This is a genomic window from Chryseomicrobium aureum, assembly GCF_043182735.1.
Taxonomy (GTDB): Bacteria; Bacillota; Bacilli; order Bacillales_A; family Planococcaceae; genus Chryseomicrobium; species Chryseomicrobium aureum.
In genome coordinates this window covers 704237-723782 of the sequence record NZ_CP171117.1, presented here as the reverse complement: position 1 = coordinate 723782, position 19546 = coordinate 704237, and the positions used below count along the sequence as shown (strand labels likewise).

Below are 19546 nucleotides of genomic sequence, written 5' to 3'. Positions count from 1 at the left end.
CCCGTTTTTGTGACCTGCGGACCGTGTTTTGTGACCCGAGCGAGCGTTTCTGTGCCCTCAAAACTCATTTGTGTGCCCTGAGTCATGTTATGAAAACTAAACACCTGGCTCCACTAAAAAATCAGCACCCTGTCTCAATCTAAGCTTGAGAAAAGATACTGATTTATGCGTGCTAGTTATTCCGGAAGCTCGAAGTTTTCAAGGATTTGTCGCACTTCAGCCGTCGATTTTGTATGCATCAACTGGTTGCGCAACTCTCCTGCACCTCGGAAGCCTTTTACATAAATTTTGAAGAAGCGATGCAATCCCGAAATCGAACGTGGCACTTCCTCTGCGTACTTGTCTTGCAAGTCCAACTGATAACGAAGCAAGTCGAGATACTCTTGACTTGTATGTTCCCGTGGCTCTTTTTCGAACGCAAATGGATTTTTGAAAATCCCGCGCCCGATCATGACACCATCAATCCCATACTTCTCCGCAAGCTCAAGACCTTTTGCACGGTCCGGAATGTCTCCATTGATTGTTAACATCGTATTCGGAGCAATCTCATCGCGTAAAGCTTTGATTTCCGGAATGAGCTCCCAGTGCGCATCGACTTGACTCATCTCTTTCCGCGTACGTAAATGGATCGACAAGTTGGCAATGTCTTGTTTCAAAATATGCGCGAGCCACTCTTTCCACTCCTCAATCTCCGAATACCCAAGACGCGTCTTCACGCTGACTGGAAGACCTCCAGCTTTTGCAGCTTCAATTAGCTCAGCTGCGGTATCTGGACGAAGAATCAAACCGCTTCCTTTTCCACGTGTTGCGACGTTTGGTACCGGGCACCCCATATTAATATCAATCCCTTTGAAGCCCATCTCGGCCATTCCGATGCTCATCTGGCGGAAATAATCCGGATTGTCTCCCCAAATGTGAGCGACCATCGGCTGTTCATCTTCTGTGAACGTCAGACGGCCACGGACACTTTGGATACCATCAGGGTGGCAATAACTATCGGAGTTCGTAAACTCTGTAAAAAACACATCTGGACGGCCTGCTTTCGCGACGACATGGCGAAACACAACATCGGTCACATCTTCCATCGGCGCTAATACAAAAAATGGACGCGGCAACTCCTGCCAAAAATTTTCTTTCAACATGTTGTAAATCCTCCTACAAAATTAAACCAATGTTCTAAATCGTTAAATATGTCACGCACTCGACATGCGTTGTATGTGGGAACATATCCACCGGCTGTACTTCGTGCACTTTGTAACCACCATCTTCTAACAGGCGCAAGTCCCGAGCGAGCGTTGCTGGGTTACACGATACATAGACAATGCGGCGTGGTTTATGCTCTATCAGCGTATCAATCAACTTGCCATCCAACCCTTTTCGAGGTGGATCGACAACGACGACATCTGGAAGTCTTCCGTCTTCATACCACTGTGTAATCACATCTTCTGCTGCTCCGACTTCAAACTCAGCGTTTGTAAAGCCATTCAGTTCTGCATTGCGGCGGGCATCTTCCACTGCTTGTGGTACGATCTCAACACCCAGAACTTGTTTTGCTTGTTGTGCGAGGAACAACGAGATCGTGCCAATTCCGCAATACGCGTCCATCACCGTTTCGTTCCCTGTCAGACCTGCTGCTTCAAGTGCTTTTTGGTAGAGCACGTTTGTCTGAAGCGGATTGATTTGATAGAACGAGCGAGCAGATATTTCAAATTGAATATCTCCGATGGAATCGACGATATGCGATTTTCCCCAGTGAACAAATGTCTCTTCTCCAAAAATCACATTTGTACGCGTTGGATTGATGTTTTGAACGATCGACACTGTTGTCGGCTCCACTTCAAGAATGAAGTGAATCAAACGTTCAGGTTGTGAAATCTTTTTCGTTTTCGTCACGAGCACGACCATCGTCTCGCCACTTGTGCGACCTTTACGAACGACTAGGTGACGGAGTTGGCCGCGACCTGTCTTCTCATCATAAGGCTCTAAACCAAATTCTACTGCCTGTTCTTTTAAAGCGAGCATCAAGCGGTCGGCTTCTTCACTTTGAATCAAACACGTCGGTGTGTTGGCGATATCATGAGAGCCAGATTTATAAAATCCTGCCACTACGCGACCTTCTTCTACGCCAAACGGAATCTGAGACTTGTTGCGGTACCGCCACGGGTTGTCCATGCCAAGAACAGGAAGAACGGTCGTATGCACTTTGCCGATTCTCTCCATTGCACTTCGCACCTGTTTCTCTTTCATCATCAGTTGTCCCTCGTAGCTAAGGTGTTGCAACTGACAACCACCGCACGAGTCAAACACCGGACAAGGAGCAGCTACTCGGAACGGAGACGACTCGACAATCTCAACAAGCTTTGCGAAACCATATTTTTTCAATGCTTTCACCACATGAACTTCAACTTTTTCATCCGGTAATGCGCCTTTAATAAATATAGGGTAGCCATCGACTTTTGCGACGCCCTGGCCATCATGTGTTAAATCTTCTACAAAAACCGTCAAACGGTCATTTTTCTTTACAGTCATTCTTTAAACCCCGTTCTTTTTTGCATGATTTCTTCATTATAGCATGAAAAAACTCCTGCCGCGGCAGGAGCTGATTCTACTTTTCTTTTCGAATGATTCCGTCTTTAGGCGCCCACCAGAAGACCGCTGCGATGGCACCAAACAGTACAATGAACGGAGCGTAAAAGATAAAAAAGTTTGTCATGATGATATCCTCCTAAGCGTGATTGTCTTCTTTTTTGCCAGCGACATAATCTTTGTTGAATAAGAATAGGCGCAGGAGCAAGTACAGTGACGGCAACAATAAACACAGGCCTGCAATGAACGCAATGATCAGTGCAATCGCCATCGTTTCATTTGTGAACCCATCATAAATCGTTAAATACGGATACAACAAGTACGGTCTGTGCGACCAGCCGTATGCGAAAAAGGCGATAAAGAATTGCCCGACGAGCAACAAGAAAGCCCATCCGTAATTTCGTTTTGTCCACAATAGATACACCGTTCCGAAGAACATCAAACCTGAAATCAAGAACGCCCACCAGACATCCAAGATATTCGCGTAATGCTCTGGGTTATGTGCACGAAGTTCTACAATGATTCCTGTTGCTGTAATCATCGTCGGCAATGCCCAGATCAATGCGTATTTACGTAGTAACTTCGTAGCACCAGCGTCCTCTGCTTTACTTGCGTACCATGTTAAAAACACAGCCGAAATATAAAGTGTGGCGGCAATGGCTAATACAACGATACTCCATGTTAACGGACTCAAGAACAGGCGGCTATAATCAAGTACCGGTTGGCCATCCACCATATCGATGAATCCACCTTCAGAAATCGTTAATACAACGGAAAGCGACGCAGGGATTAAAATCCCCGCTGCCCCGTACATAAACGAGTAGCCTTTGTGCCCGCGTGAACCGTATGTCTCAAACGCATAGTACGATCCCCGTATCGCGAGCAAGATGATAGCAATACTCGCTGGAACAAGAAGTGTTGTTCCGTAATAAAAGGCGGTCTTCGGGAAGAACCCGATGATTCCTACGAAGAAAAATACGAGGAATACGTTCGTAACTTCCCAAACGGGCGACAAATACCTTTGAATAATATTCGTTAAAATATGTTGGCGATTGGTCAGCAAACTATAGGCGTTGAAGAACCCCGCGCCAAAGTCGATAGACCCAACGATGACATATCCAAATAGGAAGAACCAAAGGACCGTGATCCCTATGATTTCTAATGTCATTTCGTATCACCTTCCAATCGCTCTTGATCTAGTTTGTCTAGCTCTTTTTCAACTGGATTGTTACGGAACATTCTGCGCAAGACGACGACAGAACCAATTCCTAAAATCAAGTACAAGATTGCAAATGCGACGACCATGATATCCACACTTCCACTGGATGTTGCACCTTGTTCAACAGTCATGATTTGATACAAAATCCACGGTTGTCGGCCGACTTCGGTCATCCACCAACCTGCTTGAATCGCAATCATGGAAAGTGGTCCACCTGCCACGATCAACCAGAGAATAAAGCGCGAGTTCGCAAATTTCCATTTACGCCATTTCGCGACAACATAAAAGGCTGATAACATCACCATGAACATTCCGATTGTAATCATGATGTTAAAGAAGTAGTGGATATAGAGCGGTGGTATCTCATCCTCTGGGAATTGATCTAGTCCAATCACTTCTGCATTGGGATCATTGTGTGCAAGAATACTTAATGCGAATGGAATCTTAATCGCATATTTCACTTCTTCTCCGTCTAAAATACCGTAAAGAATAAGTGGCGCAGCTTCAGATGTTTCAAAATGCCATTCAGCAGCCGCTAATTTTTCCGGCTGGTACTCAGCAAGGTATTTACCTGAGAAGTCTCCAATGATTGCAGTGGCTATGGAGAACACAAGTCCAACTTTGACCATTAAGTACACAGCTTTTTTATGATAAATATGGTTCGAGCCTTTTAACAATCGGAAAGCCCCGATTGATGCTAGTACGAAAGCGCTCGTCATCAAGGCGGTCGAGACAACGTGCGCCACTTTCGTCGGCATGGCCGGATTAAACATTGCAAGGAGTGGACTGATGTTGACCAGTTCACCGTCGACCATGTCAAAACCTTGTGGTGCGTTCATAAAAGCGTTCACCATTGTGATGAATACTGCAGACATCGCGGCACCAAACGCAACTGGAACAAGTAACAATAGGTGTTTCTTTTGGTTTTCAAAACGGTCCCACGTATACAAATAGATTCCTAAGAAAATTGCTTCAAAGAAGAAAGCAAATGTTTCTAAAAACAGTGGCAGGGCAATCACTTGGCCGGCAAGCTCCATAAAGTTTGGCCAAAGTAGTGACAACTGGAGTCCGATGGCGGTCCCCGTTACAACTCCGACAGCTACTGTGATTACGAACCCTCGTGCCCAGCGACGGGCAAGTAAAATATAGTGTTCGTCGTTTTTCTTGATTCCCACGTATTGTGCCAGCATGATCATCAGTGGCACCCCTACACCGATTGTGGCGTAGATAATATGGAACGAGAGTGTCATTTCTGTAAGTAGCCGACTAAAAAATACAGCTTCTTCATTTCCCATTTCGTTCACCTCATATAGAGTATTGGCTAACGGTCATTCAACGAGCTTCATGCCTTTATTCTACCCTAGTTGAAGGGGTTTAATCTAATCAGCCGAACTTGTTTTCAGGCAAGTTGTTACAAGGTTATGACGGGTTGTGAAAAGTTCGAAAATTGAGAACAACAGAGGAGAATGGAAACAAAAAAACTAGCCCCTCTAAAAAGCTAGAGTAGCTAGTTTAGTTATTAGTCTCTTTCAACGAGATCTTGCTCCGGTAATAAATCTACTGGTGCCATGATTTCAATATGGCGTGCCCAGTTCTCAAAAACTGCAGGCAATGTTCCACCGTATTCTCCGTCGAGATTTAAGGAGACAGTCTCTTCCGACAGGACACGAATCTTTGAAGCTTTGCGGTAAATGACGTGTGGATCATTCAAATGCTCCCCACGAATTGCAAGCGTGGCAAGTCGAATAAACTCTGCCATGTTCACTTTTTTCAAGATGAGCAGAGTAAATTGACCATCGTTGATAATAGCGTCTGGAGCAAGCTTCTCGAAGCCACCGACTGAATTCGTCAAGCCAATTAAGAACATCATGGCTTCTTCTTCAAATACTTCATCATCAAATTCGATGCGTAGTTTCGTTGCGCGAATAGACGGTAACATCTCAATTCCCTTTAAATAATACGCAAGTTGGCCAAGCACCGTCTTTAAACGACTTGGGACTTCATATGTAAGTTCCGTGATGCGTCCCCCACCAGCAATATTGATAAAAAATGTATCGTTCACGTGCCCTACGTCTACCGGTACATACTTACCATCTGTAATAATCTTTACAGCTTGTTGAATGTCACGCGGAATGTGCAAGGCACGTGCAAAGTCATTGGTTGTTCCCATTGGAATCAAACCAAGTTTCGGACGCTCATCAAATAGACTGACGCCTGCTACGACTTCGTTTAGTGTACCATCGCCCCCTGCTGCCACAATCAAATCAAAGCCGTTTTCAACAGCTCGCTTTGCAGCTTCTGTTGCATCACCAGCACCTGTTGTCGCGTGACACGATGTTTCGTAGCCTGCTAGTTCCATTGCTTCTAAAACTTCCGGTAAGTGACGCTTAAACAATTCTCGCCCGGAAGTTGGATTATATATAATTCGTGCACGTTGCATGTACAGAACCTTCTTTCTTCACAACTCTCTCTGCTATAGACAGTATAATACTTTAGCAGGTTCCTTATGAAGGCAATTTTGTGAACCATGCTTCGCGGATGCTGCTATATGTTGCCAAATGAAAGTCTTTGTTTGTCTCTAATTGTGTAGTCAATTCTTCAAAAATGGCACGCTGCGCCTCTTCAAAGCCTTCGCTACCGGCTTCTGGAAGTTTTGCTTTTTCACCCATCACGTACTCTTGCACTAAATCTGCACGAGGCCCCCATGTGGCGATCACTTGTCCTTGTGCATCTAGTAAAAGATATTTTGGAATCGAGCGGCCCCCATTTGTGAGATAGCGATCAATTAATTCTGTATCCGCATCACGTAGCACGACACGTACCTCGACTCCTGCTGCTTCAGTAATTTTACGCAAAATAGCATTGTTCATCATCGCATCTCCGCACCAGTCCTCGGTGATTCCTAAAATGTGGACATTGGATTCAGACAAACGTGTGATAAACTCATCGTCCGCAGGAACTGTGAAGCTTTCGTAGACGTGAAAGGATTGCTCTTTTTTTGTTGTCATTTCGTCCATATAGACTGCAAGTGGACGGCCTTCTTCAAAATACTGTTGTTCTGTTTTCATCAAAAAACCCCTCCTTGACACTAGCATAGCATGAATTCCCAAAAGAAGGCTCGCCCCAAGTCAGGGCGAGCCAGTTTGTTAGCGTTTTTGAATTTCTTCGTTTAGTAATTTGTTGACCATCGGCGGGTTTGCTTGACCTTTTGTTGCTTTCATAATTTGACCGACTAAGAACCCAATTGCACGGTCTTTCCCGTTCTTGAAGTCTTCAATCGACTGTGGATTTGCATCCAATGTTTGAGTCACGATGTCACGCAGTGCATCTTCATCTGAAATCTGTACTAAGCCTTTTGCTTTGACGATTTCATCTGCAGTTCCACCGTTTTCCACCATCTCTTTGAATACTTTTTTGGCGATTTTTGAACTGATTGTTCCATCTTCGATCAACTTCACCATACCTGCAAGACCTTGTGGTGTAAGTTTCGTGTCTTTCAATTCTTTTTGCTCCGCATTCAAGTAGGCTGATACATCCCCCATCAACCAGTTCGTTGATAGTTTCGTGTCTGCTCCTAGTGAAATCGTTTCTTCAAAGAAATCGGACATTTCCTTTGTCAATGTCATTACGCGCGCATCGTATTCTGTCAAGCCAAGTTCGTTCACATAACGCGCTTGGCGAGCATCCGGAAGTTCCGGTAATTCGGAACGAACACGGTCCATCCAAGCATCGTCAATCACAATTTTCACAAGATCTGGCTCTGGGAAGTAGCGGTAGTCATCCGCGCCTTCTTTCACACGCATTAAAATCGTCTTACCAGTAGACTCATCATAACGACGCGTCTCTTGAAGGATTTCCCCTCCATTTTTCAACACTTCCGCTTGGCGAATCTGCTCGTGCTCAAGACCTTTTTTCACGTAGCTAAAGGAGTTCAAGTTCTTCAGTTCTGCTTTTGTTCCAAACTTTTCTTGCCCGTAGGGACGAAGTGAGATGTTCGCGTCACAACGAAGAGATCCTTCTTCCATCTTACAGTCCGAAACACCAGTGAACTGAATGATTGATTTCAGTTTCTCTAAATAGGCGTATGCTTCTTCTGGTGTGCGAATGTCTGGTTCCGATACGATTTCAACAAGAGGCGTTCCTTGACGGTTGAAGTCAACAAGCGAGTAGCCTTTGTCTGTATGCGACAGTTTCCCAGCATCTTCTTCTAAGTGAAGACGAGTGATCCCGATACGCTTTGTTTTGCCATCTACTTCAATTTCAATCCAGCCGTTTTCACCAATTGGCTTATCAAATTGCGAGATTTGATACGCTTTTGGATTGTCTGGGTAGAAGTAGTTTTTACGATCAAATTTTGTGACAGGTGCAATATCCATGTTCAGTGCCATTGCAGCACGCATTCCCCATTCAACAGCCGTTTTGTTAACGACTGGAAGAACACCTGGATACCCAAGGTCGATCACGTGTGTATTTGTGTTTGGTTCTGCTCCAAAGTGCGCTGGAGAAGGAGAAAACATTTTCGATTCAGTTTTCAATTCTACGTGGACTTCAAGTCCGATAATTGTTTCAAAGTTCATTATGCCTTTACCTCCCATAAAGCCGGAGTCTGTTTGTGAAACTCAGTTGCCGACTCGTAGGCAGATGCCACTTGATAAATTGTCGCTTCATCGAAATGCTTTCCGATGATTTGAAGACCGAGTGGTAACCCGTCTGCAGCAAAGCCACAAGGAATCGAGATTCCAGGGACGCCTGCAAGGTTGACAGGGATTGTTAAAATATCATTTGCATACATTGTTAATGGATCGTCGACATTTTCGCCTACTTTAAACGCAGGTGTTGGTGTCGTAGGTCCTACAATGACGTCGTAGTTTTCAAATACGTTTTCGAAGTCTTGCTTAATCAATGTGCGGACTTTTTGTGCTTTCAAGTAGTATGCATCATACGAACCGGCACTTAGTGAATACGTACCTAACATAATACGACGCTTCACTTCATCACCAAATCCTTGTGCACGCGTCATTTTATAAAGCTCTAACAAGTTCTTCGCTTCTTCTGCACGGTAGCCGTAACGGATGCCGTCAAAACGCGCTAAGTTTGAGGATGCTTCAGATGAAGACAATAGATAGTAAGTCGCTAACGCATACTCAGAGTGAGGAAGTGATACTTCTTCCCAAACCGCTCCTTGCGCTTCTAGCACTTTCAAGGCTTCTAAGACAGATGCGCGTACTTCTTCACTGACACCTTCGCCCATATATTCTTTAGGCACGCCGATGCGTAATCCTTTGATCGATTTGCCGATTGCTTCTGAGAATTTTGGAACCTCAACGTTTGCAGATGTTGAGTCCATTTCGTCCACACCAGAAATCGCTTCAAGAAGTAGAGCATTGTCTTCAACAGTACGTGTGATGGGTCCGATTTGGTCTAAAGAAGACGCAAACGCAATCAATCCAAAACGAGACACGCGACCGTACGTTGGTTTCATTCCAACAACCCCACAGAATGCTGCCGGTTGACGGATTGAACCACCTGTATCAGATCCTAATGCAAATGGTACTTCGCCTGCTGCTACTGCAGCTGCAGAACCACCCGATGAACCACCCGGAACATGTGCTAAATTCCAAGGGTTTTTCGTTTTCTTGTATGCTGAGTTTTCATTCGATGAACCCATAGCGAATTCATCCATGTTGATTTTCCCAACGGTGATCATACCCGCTTCACGAAGTTTGCGTACTACAGTCGCATCGTAGATTGGATTGAAACCTTCTAGAATTTTACTAGAAGCTGTTGTTTCGATTCCTTCAGTCACGATGTTGTCTTTCACACCGATAGGCAAACCAAACAGTGGCCCACGCTCTTCAAACGGCGTTGTTTCCAGTTCATCTGCTTGCTTCAGTGCGTTTTCTTTATTTAATACAAGGAACGCCTGAACCTCTGCGTCCACTGCTTCAATTTGTTCAAAAGCATGTTCTGTTACTTGACGAACAGAAACTTCTTTTGCTGCAAGTTTTTGTTGCAGCTCTTTTGCTGTATGTGTAAAATAAGCCAATTTCAGTCCGCCTCTCTAGTCCATAATTGCAGGAACTTTCACTTGACCTGCTTCTTGGTCTTTCACATTTTTCATCATGACTTCACGGTCTAACCCTGCAATTGACTTATCCTCACGAAGTACATTTTCAAGCGGTAAGACATGTGTTGTAGGTTCAACATTCGTCGTATCCAACTCATTTAATTTATCCGCAAATTGAACAATCTTTGCCAGTTGTTCTGTAAAGTGTTCAACTTCCTCATCCGTAATCGCCAAACGTGCCAAATGCGCGACGTGACGCACTTCTTCTTTTGTGATTGTTGCCACTATGGACACCTCCAGTAAATTCAATCATACAAGCCATCATATCATTTTTCGCTTTACTTGAACAGAGTACCGTTATTCGTAGATATGTACGAAAGGTGTCTCCTGGTTTGCTTCTCGTTTGATTAGCGCCTGCTCGCCTTCTATTGACGTGATGTTGATCTCAACAGGAAGATCCGCCACAAAATGCGTATTGATCAGGCCTGAAATGTATTGTGTGAAGCCGATGATTTCCGCTTTCCCGAAAAATTGAATCGGGATATCAATTTTCAACTCTTGTAGAAAATCATCTTTATAAAACCCTGTTCCAATGACACTCGTGTAATTCGGGAAGTACGTCTCGACATCTTGTTTGAAATTACGGAATGCCGTATCTGTATCTCGGAACTGTTCACTAGAGTCCGAAGTAGGAAACGTTACGTAGCGCTCATTGAGTGACGTCCAGTCTCCGATTTCATTCCCACTTGAGGAAACGCCGTAACTGAAATACGTACCTGGAACAATGGCGTTCCGGCTATTTTGTTTGAACAGACCGATTGTAATCGGAATGTTTTCGAGACCCGGCATCGCGCGCATCCGACTTACAATTTCTTGCGCAATACGTCGTCCATTTTCCGTGATTTGCTCGTCAGTCAATTGTTGTTCAAACACTGGCCCATAATCCACTTCGGTGTAGTAGTAGATGGAATTCAGAGCAAGTCCAATGGAAATGCCTGCAAGCTTCATCGTATTTTCATCAAGTTCTAAATAGTTCTGCTCTACGATGTGTGTCAAATAAACAGGTGCTTTCTCCGCCTTTTCACGGCCTACTAGCCCCTCGTCATCTGGATTTAACCCTTGCTCTGTTTGATTGCTTCGTGCTAACCATGAACTGATTGTTGAACGGTCCAAGTATTGGCCTTCTTGAAAGAAATAACGGTCAGTCGGAAATTCATTTTGAGACAAGCGCATGAGTCCTTTTTCGACTTCTACGATGTCATATTTTGTAGCCATATTGGACACGACCAAGCCACGGCTTTTGCTCTCTGCGTACGGCAAGATCGTAGAGTAATAGTTATCATCTAAACGAACAGAGGGAAGTACAACCGTCCGTGCTTCCGATTCTGCTGGGTCTTGTACGACTTCAGTTTCTTGGCTTGGCGTACATGCTGAAAGTACAAGCGTTGTCGCGAGCAGTCCTCCAAGTAGTTTTTTCATGTGTTGTTCTTCCTTCCTAGTTTGCCAGGGCATCCATCATCTGTTGCTCTGTCCAAACTTCAATCCCAAGTTCCGTGGCTTTCTCTAACTTCGAACCGGCATCTTCTCCAGCAATGACAAGATCCGTCTTTTTGCTGACACTGCCTGCAACTTTTGCACCTTTTTCAAGGAGCTTTTCTTTCGCCTCGTTTCGGCCCATCTGCTCAAGTTTTCCAGTCAAGACAACGGTCTTCCCGAAAAGAGGATTGTCCGCTAGCGCTTCCTTGTCAATTCTACGACCTAAATACTGGAGTACCAGGCCTGCGTCTTTTAATTTTGTAACTAGTTGCTGAGACTCAGGTTGCTCAAAATACGTGACCAAAGAGTCCGCCATTTTATCCCCTATTTCATGAACGGCAGTCAATTGCTCGCGTGTTGCTAGCATCAGTTGATCAATATCACCAAATTCTTCAGCAAGTAGACGCGCTGCCTTTTCTCCAATATGACGAATCCCAAGACCGAAAAGTACTTTTTCAAGCGAATTTTCTTTTGTCACAGCAATTGCACGCACTAAATTCTCTGCAGATTTCGTTCCCATACGTTCGAGTTCAATTAGTTGCTCTACTGTTAGTGAATATAAGTCCGCTACGTCGTGAATCAACTGGTTTTGGAACAGTTGCTCGACCACTTTTTCCCCTAAGCCATCAATGTTCATCGCATTGCGAGAAGCAAAGTGTCGAATGCCTTCTGTGATTTGAGCAGGGCAGGCCGGGTTCACACAACGAAGTGCCACTTCCTCCTCGATGCGGACTAATTCGCTCTCACACACCGGACAATTTGTTGGCATTTCATACGGCACAGCGGATTCTTTTCGTTCGTTTTCAAGGACTGCGACTACTTCTGGAATAATGTCTCCCGCTTTGCGGACAATCACTTTATCTCCGATACGGACATCTTTTTGCTGAATCAAATCAACGTTATGAAGGGATGCTCGGCGAACTGTCGTCCCTGCCACTTGCACAGCTTGTAAAATAGCAGTGGGTGTTACAACGCCCGTTCGGCCGACTGTCCATTCAATATCCAAAAGTTCCGTGACCACTTCTTCAGCCGGAAACTTATAGGCTGTCGCAAAACGTGGGCTCTTCGCCGTAAATCCTAGTTCTTCTTGTTGGTCATAGCGGTCGACTTTGATGACGATCCCGTCGATTTCATACGGCAAGTCATTTCGTTTTGCTGTCCATTCTTCTATGAACGCCTGAACGTCTTCAATTGTTTCACATACTTTTGTCTCACGGTTCATAGAGAAGCCCAGTTTGTTTAAGTAATCAAGTGCTTCAGAGTGTGATTGAATCCCTAACTCTTCGGGGTTTCCTAACCCATAAATGAATACAGAGAGTTGGCGACTCGCTGCAATTTTTGGGTCAAGCTGACGCAAGCTTCCCGCTGCTGCATTTCGTGGATTTGCGAACAGTTCAAGTTCTTGTTCTTGGCGCAGTCCATTCAATGCTTGGAAAGAAGCTTTTGGCATGTACGCTTCACCACGCACTTCTAGCGTGACAGATTCCTTCAAGCGAAGCGGCACTGCACGAATCGTTCGGATATTAGCAGTAATGTCTTCTCCGGTCGTACCGTCTCCGCGCGTTGCCCCGCGTACAAGTTTTCCATCCTCATATAACAAACTGACAGCCAGCCCATCAATTTTCAGTTCACATACATAGCGGTAGTCGCTATCCACAAGTTCTTTGATGCGTCGGTCAAACTCACGTAAGTCTTGTTCTGAAAAGGCGTTTGAAAGACTAAGCATCGGTGTGCGGTGGCGTACTTTTTGAAATCCTTCTAAAGGTTTGCCGCCAACTCGTTGCGTAGGAGAATCCGGAAGTATAAGAGAAGGATGTTGTTCTTCAAGTTCCATCAACTCGCGCATGTATTGATCATAAATCGCATCGGAAACGAGCGGTTCATCTAACACATAATAGGCATGGCCGTAATCATGCAACAGCTCATGCAGTTCTTTCATTCGCGCTTCAACATGTTCCATAAGTGAGCCTCCTACTGTTTTTCGATTGGAGCAAATTTAGCTAAGAGTCGCTTAATGCCCGTTGGTTTTGGGAATGCGATATCAAGTTCGCGATTTTCGCCTTCTCCACGAACACTGACTACCGTTCCTACTCCCCACTTTTTGTGGGCTGCTTTGTCGCCGATGTTCCACGTCAGTTTGTCCCCGCCTGACTCTGTATAAACCGGCTGACTCGGTGCAACTTTTCGTGGTTTGATGTAGCGATTGCCAGCAACGGACGGATGCACTTGTCTTGCTCGCTCTCCGCCTACTGGTTCAATCACATCTCCAGAAATCTCTCCGATAAAACGAGAGGGTTGATTCATGCTCGTCCGACCGAAAATCATACGTGTCTGGGCGCAACTTAAATAAAGGCGCTGTTCTGCGCGGGTCAAGCCAACGTAAGCCAGACGGCGTTCTTCCTCCATCTCCTCTTCGTCACCGATTGACCGGCTATGTGGAAAGATATTTTCTTCCATCCCGATTAAAAATACGACTGGGAATTCAAGGCCTTTTGCAGCGTGCAACGTCATCAAGGTCACAGTACCTTGGTCTTCATTCGGCACTTGATCCAAAGCATCGATATCAGAGATCAGAGCTAGGTCCGTCAAGAAAGCTACGAGCGTCTTGTCTTCGCTACGCTCTTCAAATGCTTTTGTCACCGTCACAAATTCTCCGATGTTCTCTAGTCGACTTTCTGACTCAATACTGTTTTCACGTTGGAGCATCTCTTTATATCCTGTACGGTCAATAACTTCTTGAACGATTTCACTGACAGATAAATACTCCTGCATAGCAGACAATTGATCAATTAATGTAAAGAATTCAGAAACAGATTTTAAGGCCCGTCCTGTCATACCAGGAATCAACGTAGCATTTTCAAGTGCTTCAAGCACCGTCATATCGTGCATCAAAGCATACGTAACAATTCGTTCAAACGATGTTGCGCCAATATTGCGCTTTGGTTCATTGATAATACGAGCTAGTGAAATATCGTCGTCATTGTTCGCGATAAGTCGCAAGTAAGCAAGTAGATCTTTAATTTCTTTACGGTCATAGAACTTGGTTCCGCCGACGATTTTGTAGTTCATATTGGATTTGACTAATGTCTCCTCCATTGCACGAGACTGCGCATTCGTGCGGTATAAAACAGCAAAGTCTTGGTAGCGAAGCCCATCATCTTGCATCAGTTGTTGAATTTTACCGACTACAAACTGCGCTTCTTCTTGTTCGTTGTACGCACGGTACAGTTGAACCTTTTCACCCTCCGAATTATCAGTTCGAAGTATTTTTGGATAGCGGCTCTTATTGTTCCCGATGATTTCATTGGCCGCCTGTAAAATGCGCTTTGTAGAACGATAATTTTGCTCAAGCATAATCACTTTTGCGTTCGGATAATCTTTTTCAAATGACAAGATATTTCCGATATCCGCCCCACGCCAGCGATAGATCGATTGGTCCGAGTCTCCAACAACACAAATGTTATGGAATTTTTCAGCAAGCATCTCAACCAGTTGATACTGCGCTTTATTTGTATCTTGGTATTCATCTACATGGATGTAGTGAAATTTATTTTGATAAAAGTCGAGCACTTCCGGAACACGTGTAAACAAATCAATCGTGCGCATGATCAAATCATCAAAGTCCATCGACTGATTCTTTTTCAAACGACGCTCATACGACTTGTACACCTGTCCTGCAATTTTCTCGTACGGATTCATCGGATTCATTTCCGCTAAAAAGTCATCCGCTGTCTTCAGCTGATTCTTTGCACTGCTGATGATGCCGAGCAAAGCGCGTGGCTCATACTTTTTCGGGTCGATATTATCTTGCTTTAAAATTCCTTTGATGACACTGAGTTGGTCTGTGCTATCAAGAATCGAAAAGTTTTTTGAGTACCCAATGCGATCGGCATCCCGACGTAAGATTCTTACGCACATTGAGTGGAAAGTGGAGACCCACATCTGGTCGCCAAATCCTTCGCCTAAAATACCATCGATTCGCTGCTTCATTTCTTTGGCTGCTTTATTTGTGAAGGTAATCGCTAAAATCTTTGACGGGTACACTTGTTTTTCTACGATTAAGTAGGCGATGCGGTGCGTCAACACGCGCGTTTTCCCAGATCCTGCTCCCGCCATGATGAGAAGCGGTCCTTCTGTATGTTTAACAGCTTCTTCCTGTTTTGGATTCATGCCGTTTAAAAGTTGGTTTGCAATTCGCTTCATAGTTCCTCCTTAACGGCTTTTACCGTTTTGAGTGCTTGTTTTAAGTCGGTGTAGAGACTGTTGCCGACGACAATTGTGTCTGCATACTGGGCCATTTCTCGGGCTTGTTCAGTTGTCTCGATTCCGCCACCGTAAAATAATCGTGTCGTTGTCAGAACGTCTTTACTTGCTTTTACGACTTCTGGATTTCCATATGTCCCACTGTATTCCAAATAAAAAATCGGCAGATGGAACAAATTTTGTGCAAGTCGGGCGTAGGCTACAACTTCTTCTTCAGTCAGCGCTGTATTCGCTTCTGTCAACTCCGCAACTTTAGCAGCTGGGTTCAATACACAATAGCCTTCTGTAAACACTTCATCCCAGTTCATGAAGTCGCCATGCGCGACAAGGGCTTGATGATGCAAGTCTTTTACCCAAGCAGTGTTCGGGCTGTTTAAAACGGAAGGGATAAAATAATAATCAAAACCTGGTGTGATCATTTCGAGGGTCGACAGTTCGAGGCAGACGGGAAGCGCAAATCGGCGGATTTTCATCAGAAGTTCAAGCACATCATCTAGCTCAACATTGTCAGATCCACCAACAATGATGGCATCTGTGCCAGATTCACAAATGAGTTCAAGATCGTCATCAGATAATGACTTCGCCGGGTCAAGTTTACATACATGTTTCCACTCTCTATAGTCCGTAAGCATTAAGGCACCTTCTTCAATCAGACACACTGAAATCGACCCGGGACGAGTCGATTTCGTGTCTAGTAAGTTATGTAGTGTCAGTATACCAAAAAAACAGGCTTCCCTAAAGGGGAAACCTGTTAGCGACGACCTTTCGTCGTGGGCTTGAAGGAAGGCTCATCTGGATATAGTCTTCCGAGCATTTCATCATACGTATCATTGCCGTAATCAAAGCAGCGACGCACGCGAGAGATTGTCGCTGTACTTGCACCCGTTTGATCTTTAATCGTTTCATACGTTTTTTGTAGGCGTAGCAAGTGGGCTACTTCAAAGCGTTGTGCGAGGGATTGAATCTCGCTAATTGTACATAAGTCATCAAAGAAGGCATAGGCCTCTTCGATATTCTTTAGTTCGAGTACGGCTTTAAACAATTGGTCCGTTTGATGACCACGAATTTTATCGACTTGCATCGAATCACTTCCTTTATTCTGAATAGGTGACCATTTGGTCGAAACCGCGAGCGGTTGGAATCAAAGACATCCATGTTTGACCTGGTGCGAACTCCACTTCGGACGTTCCGTTGTAAAGTCGGAGCATCCCAGAATCCTCGCGCCAAGTTACTTCAAGTACAGTTCCATCTCGGTACAGCCACGCTCTTCCACCAGCTGCGAAGTCTAGTGCTTGACGCCCTTCTGCATCGATTGTTTGATGGGGAACTTCTACGATGACAACATTAGCGAGTTGCAGGGCATCTCCTGACTCCGCATCCGTTGTCTCTATTCCTCCAGATGACCTTGTATAGAAACCAGATGTAGTATCGTACGAATAGCTAGTAACAAAATTTTGGTCCCCACTATAGCTAATGGTGAGGTCTGTGACAGTCTCTCCACTCATTGCTTCCTTTGAAAAAACATAGGTTGGCATTTGAGATTCCGAAAGTGTCATCGAGGCACCTACTTGTTCAGCAGCATCGAGAATTTCAGGACCTGTATTGTACGAGTTATGTGGAGCTTTCCGGTCCGAGGAACGGTGAAAATAAGTTCCGTCGTACATCATACCATTGATATGGTCGATGTCACCGCGGTCGAGCATCGCTTTCGCGTCCGGGCTGTAGCCATGCGCCACATAAAACGCATTGTAGCCATTGGCTAGATCAATGAAGTAGTCACGTGCACTTCGGATCGGTCCAACTCGTTCTGGCATTTCACTTTCGTACACGGCTAAAAAACGCGTGATGTTGCTTTCTGCAATTAATTCAATAATGACATCTGCTTCTGCAAGGCCCGACTGTGGCCGAGCAAGTGGATGATTGTTAATGGTGACGACTACTGGTCGCGCCGTCATTTTTTGAGAGACGGGTTCCCCAGATAGTGGCGTGATAAAGTTTAAGGTTTCGGTTACTTCTTGTTCATTTTCTTCTACTTCATTTACAATCGGCTCTTCCGTGGCTGTCTCTTCTTTATCCTTGCAGCCTGTCAGGATAAGCACTGAACACACTACAACAATTCCCCATTTTTTCATTTTAGTTCCCCCTTAACGCATGACAGACGGGAATAGGACTTGCTTCTTTAAGACATCGACGATTCCTCGTTGTGTCACGCGGACATATGGTAAATGCGTGGCCTGAAGGAACAATAGTGTATAAATAGCATCTCCATGGTGAAACCCGTGAGCAGCCAATTCATCCTTGAGAACTTTCTCTATTTCTATAAGTTCTGAAACAGGATGTGTGGAGAGGCCGCCACCAATCGGCAAATCAATTTTCGCTGTGATTTTTCCGTCTTGGCTGACAGCGATACCTCCGCCTTGGGTTTTGATAGCTTCATACGCTTTTTTCATTTCATTTTTGTCTTTCCCGATCAATAGTATATCGCCCATATTGGAATACGATGACGCAAATCCTTGCAGAGTTGTCGCGAACCCTTTGAGTAGCGTATTGACTTTCCATTTCCCATTCCGGTCAATCAATACTAGAAAACTTTCATCATGATCATCCTTCAAGCGGTCATGTGTTGTATCCACACGTACGCGATAGGGTTTGATGATGACGTCATTGACCATTTCAAGTCCAAATGGCATCGAAAATTGGAAGTCTGTATCGGCAAGCTCCACTTGAAGTGGTCCGTTTGAGAACATGGAAAAATCTGTTCCACTAAACGTCACTTGGCGTTCGCCATCTCGTTTGATCCAAACACCTTTTGATAAGACGCTGATCGGCGTCGGCGAATGGTCGTCCGTTAAGAAATTCAGCGACGCCAAACGACCTGTCGCAATGACTCCGTGAAGGTTCGACAAGTTGTAATACTTCGCTGGGTTGAACGTGGCCATCAAGTACGCATCTACTGGATCTACTCCTGCATCAAGTGCGACTTGAATACATTTGTCCATCACGCCGTCTTTATGGAAGCCTGGTGTACTGCCATCTGTTGTCATCATGAGATGATCAAAAATCTTCCAACCTTTATCGACGATTTCCTTTAACAAATTCGGCAAGTCCGGACGAATCGAAGAATGACGAAGCGTGACCGCGTACCCGTGTAAAATACGTTTTTCGACTTCCTCGATCGTCATGGCCTCATGGTCACCATCTGTTCCGAGCAGACGCATCTTCGTCAATGTTCGCTCCGATGCACCTGGGAAATGCCCTTCTATTTTCATTCCGCTTGCTTTTGCTTTTTGCATCCAGTACAGCATTTGATCGTCGCCATTTAACAGACGTGGCCATCCGGTGAGTTCTCCTCCCATGATGACATCAGGTCGTTCAATCCATTCAGTGATCGCTTTTGTCGTAAACAATTCCTCTTCGTGCTCGAGTTCTGTTTGGGAATCAAAACGTGCCCACCAGTAAAATGAAAACGGCAACTCGCGTAAACTGTCCATAAATGAAAACGCTTTCTTGTTTTCCATTGTCAAAAACAACGGTAAGTTGTCCGACACCAACATCGTTGTTCCGGTTTGTGCAGCATAGTCACTAAATGTTTCCGGGTTATAGAGTTGGAACGGATGACTGTGGGCTTCGATATAACCAGGGACAATTTTTAGTCCTGTTGCATCAATCACTTCAGTTCCTTCAGTGGAGGCAGGAAGTTCTTTACCCGCGTATACGATGCGGTCTCCGACAATCCAGATGTTGCCGTCCACCCACGTTTTAAGGTGACTGTGGAGGTAAGTCGCATTTGTGATCAATTTATCAGGTTCACCCTGTCCATTCACAACTTCGAGTTGATGACGAATCTCTTCAATTTTCCAAATCGGGTATTGCAT

At 44.9% G+C, this 19546-nt stretch carries 17 protein-coding genes; all 17 read right to left on the bottom strand.

Annotation, left to right across the window (positions count from 1 at the left end; all coding sequences use genetic code 11):
* Positions 1-176 precede the first annotated feature (176 nt).
* The 17 genes from ACF3OH_RS03925 to ACF3OH_RS03845 all read right to left on the bottom strand — a co-directional run bounded on the left by ACF3OH_RS03925 (position 177) and on the right by ACF3OH_RS03845 (position 19546).
* Positions 177-1139 carry a tRNA dihydrouridine synthase gene (locus ACF3OH_RS03925; RefSeq protein WP_392456689.1) on the bottom strand — a complete coding sequence of 321 codons (963 nt, stop codon included), beginning with the start codon at positions 1137-1139 and terminating at the stop codon, positions 177-179.
* Between the two features lie 37 nt (positions 1140-1176).
* Positions 1177-2529 carry a 23S rRNA (uracil(1939)-C(5))-methyltransferase RlmD gene (rlmD, locus tag ACF3OH_RS03920; protein WP_392455891.1) on the bottom strand — a complete coding sequence of 451 codons (1353 nt, stop codon included), beginning with the start codon at positions 2527-2529 and terminating at the stop codon, positions 1177-1179.
* A gap of 76 nt (positions 2530-2605) precedes the next feature.
* Entirely contained in the window at positions 2606-2713 is a 108-nt protein-coding gene (locus tag ACF3OH_RS03915) for a hypothetical protein (RefSeq protein ID WP_392455889.1), read from the bottom strand.
* 12 nt (positions 2714-2725) lie between these two features.
* Positions 2726-3754 carry a cytochrome d ubiquinol oxidase subunit II gene (locus tag ACF3OH_RS03910; RefSeq protein WP_392455888.1) on the bottom strand — a complete coding sequence of 343 codons (1029 nt, stop codon included), beginning with the start codon at positions 3752-3754 and terminating at the stop codon, positions 2726-2728.
* Positions 3751-5100, bottom strand: a complete 1350-nt coding sequence (locus ACF3OH_RS03905) for a cytochrome ubiquinol oxidase subunit I (RefSeq protein ID WP_392455886.1) — start codon at positions 5098-5100, stop codon at positions 3751-3753. Before ACF3OH_RS03905 ends, ACF3OH_RS03910 begins: the two co-directional genes overlap by 4 nt.
* 224 nt (positions 5101-5324) lie before the next feature.
* Positions 5325-6245, bottom strand: coding sequence for a diacylglycerol kinase (locus ACF3OH_RS03900; protein ID WP_392455885.1), 921 nt, complete (start codon positions 6243-6245; stop codon positions 5325-5327).
* Between the two features lie 64 nt (positions 6246-6309).
* The gene (locus ACF3OH_RS03895; protein ID WP_204591698.1) at positions 6310-6873 is read right to left on the bottom strand and encodes a thioredoxin family protein; all 564 of its coding nucleotides are present in this window, start codon (positions 6871-6873) and stop codon (positions 6310-6312) included.
* Positions 6874-6951: 78 nt separating this feature from the next.
* Positions 6952-8382, bottom strand: a complete 1431-nt coding sequence (gene gatB / locus ACF3OH_RS03890; RefSeq protein WP_392455884.1) for an Asp-tRNA(Asn)/Glu-tRNA(Gln) amidotransferase subunit GatB — start codon at positions 8380-8382, stop codon at positions 6952-6954.
* Entirely contained in the window at positions 8382-9851 is a 1470-nt protein-coding gene (gene gatA, locus ACF3OH_RS03885) for an Asp-tRNA(Asn)/Glu-tRNA(Gln) amidotransferase subunit GatA (RefSeq protein ID WP_392455883.1), read from the bottom strand. The genes gatB and gatA overlap by 1 nt, the downstream gene beginning before the upstream one ends.
* 15 nt (positions 9852-9866) lie before the next feature.
* Positions 9867-10157 carry an Asp-tRNA(Asn)/Glu-tRNA(Gln) amidotransferase subunit GatC gene (gatC, locus tag ACF3OH_RS03880; RefSeq protein ID WP_204591704.1) on the bottom strand — a complete coding sequence of 97 codons (291 nt, stop codon included), beginning with the start codon at positions 10155-10157 and terminating at the stop codon, positions 9867-9869.
* Between the two features lie 72 nt (positions 10158-10229).
* The gene (locus ACF3OH_RS03875) at positions 10230-11351 is read right to left on the bottom strand and encodes a CamS family sex pheromone protein (protein ID WP_392455882.1); all 1122 of its coding nucleotides are present in this window, start codon (positions 11349-11351) and stop codon (positions 10230-10232) included.
* Positions 11352-11367: 16 nt separating this feature from the next.
* On the bottom strand, positions 11368-13368 hold the full coding sequence (gene ligA, locus ACF3OH_RS03870) for an NAD-dependent DNA ligase LigA (RefSeq protein ID WP_204591708.1): 2001 nt from the start codon (positions 13366-13368) through the stop codon (positions 11368-11370).
* An 11-nt stretch (positions 13369-13379) separates the two neighbouring features.
* The gene (gene pcrA, locus ACF3OH_RS03865) at positions 13380-15611 is read right to left on the bottom strand and encodes a DNA helicase PcrA (protein ID WP_392455881.1); all 2232 of its coding nucleotides are present in this window, start codon (positions 15609-15611) and stop codon (positions 13380-13382) included.
* Positions 15608-16303 (bottom strand): heptaprenylglyceryl phosphate synthase, encoded by a 696-nt coding sequence (locus ACF3OH_RS03860; RefSeq protein ID WP_392455880.1) that lies wholly within the window; start codon positions 16301-16303, stop codon positions 15608-15610. The genes pcrA and ACF3OH_RS03860 overlap by 4 nt, the downstream gene beginning before the upstream one ends.
* A gap of 119 nt (positions 16304-16422) precedes the next feature.
* Positions 16423-16752, bottom strand: coding sequence for a YerC/YecD family TrpR-related protein (locus tag ACF3OH_RS03855; RefSeq protein ID WP_204591713.1), 330 nt, complete (start codon positions 16750-16752; stop codon positions 16423-16425).
* 13 nt (positions 16753-16765) lie between these two features.
* Complete coding sequence (locus tag ACF3OH_RS03850) at positions 16766-17803, bottom strand: DUF3048 domain-containing protein (RefSeq protein ID WP_392455879.1); 1038 nt, start codon at positions 17801-17803, stop codon at positions 16766-16768.
* Between the two features lie 12 nt (positions 17804-17815).
* Positions 17816-19546 carry an adenine deaminase C-terminal domain-containing protein gene (locus ACF3OH_RS03845; protein ID WP_204591717.1) on the bottom strand — a complete coding sequence of 577 codons (1731 nt, stop codon included), beginning with the start codon at positions 19544-19546 and terminating at the stop codon, positions 17816-17818.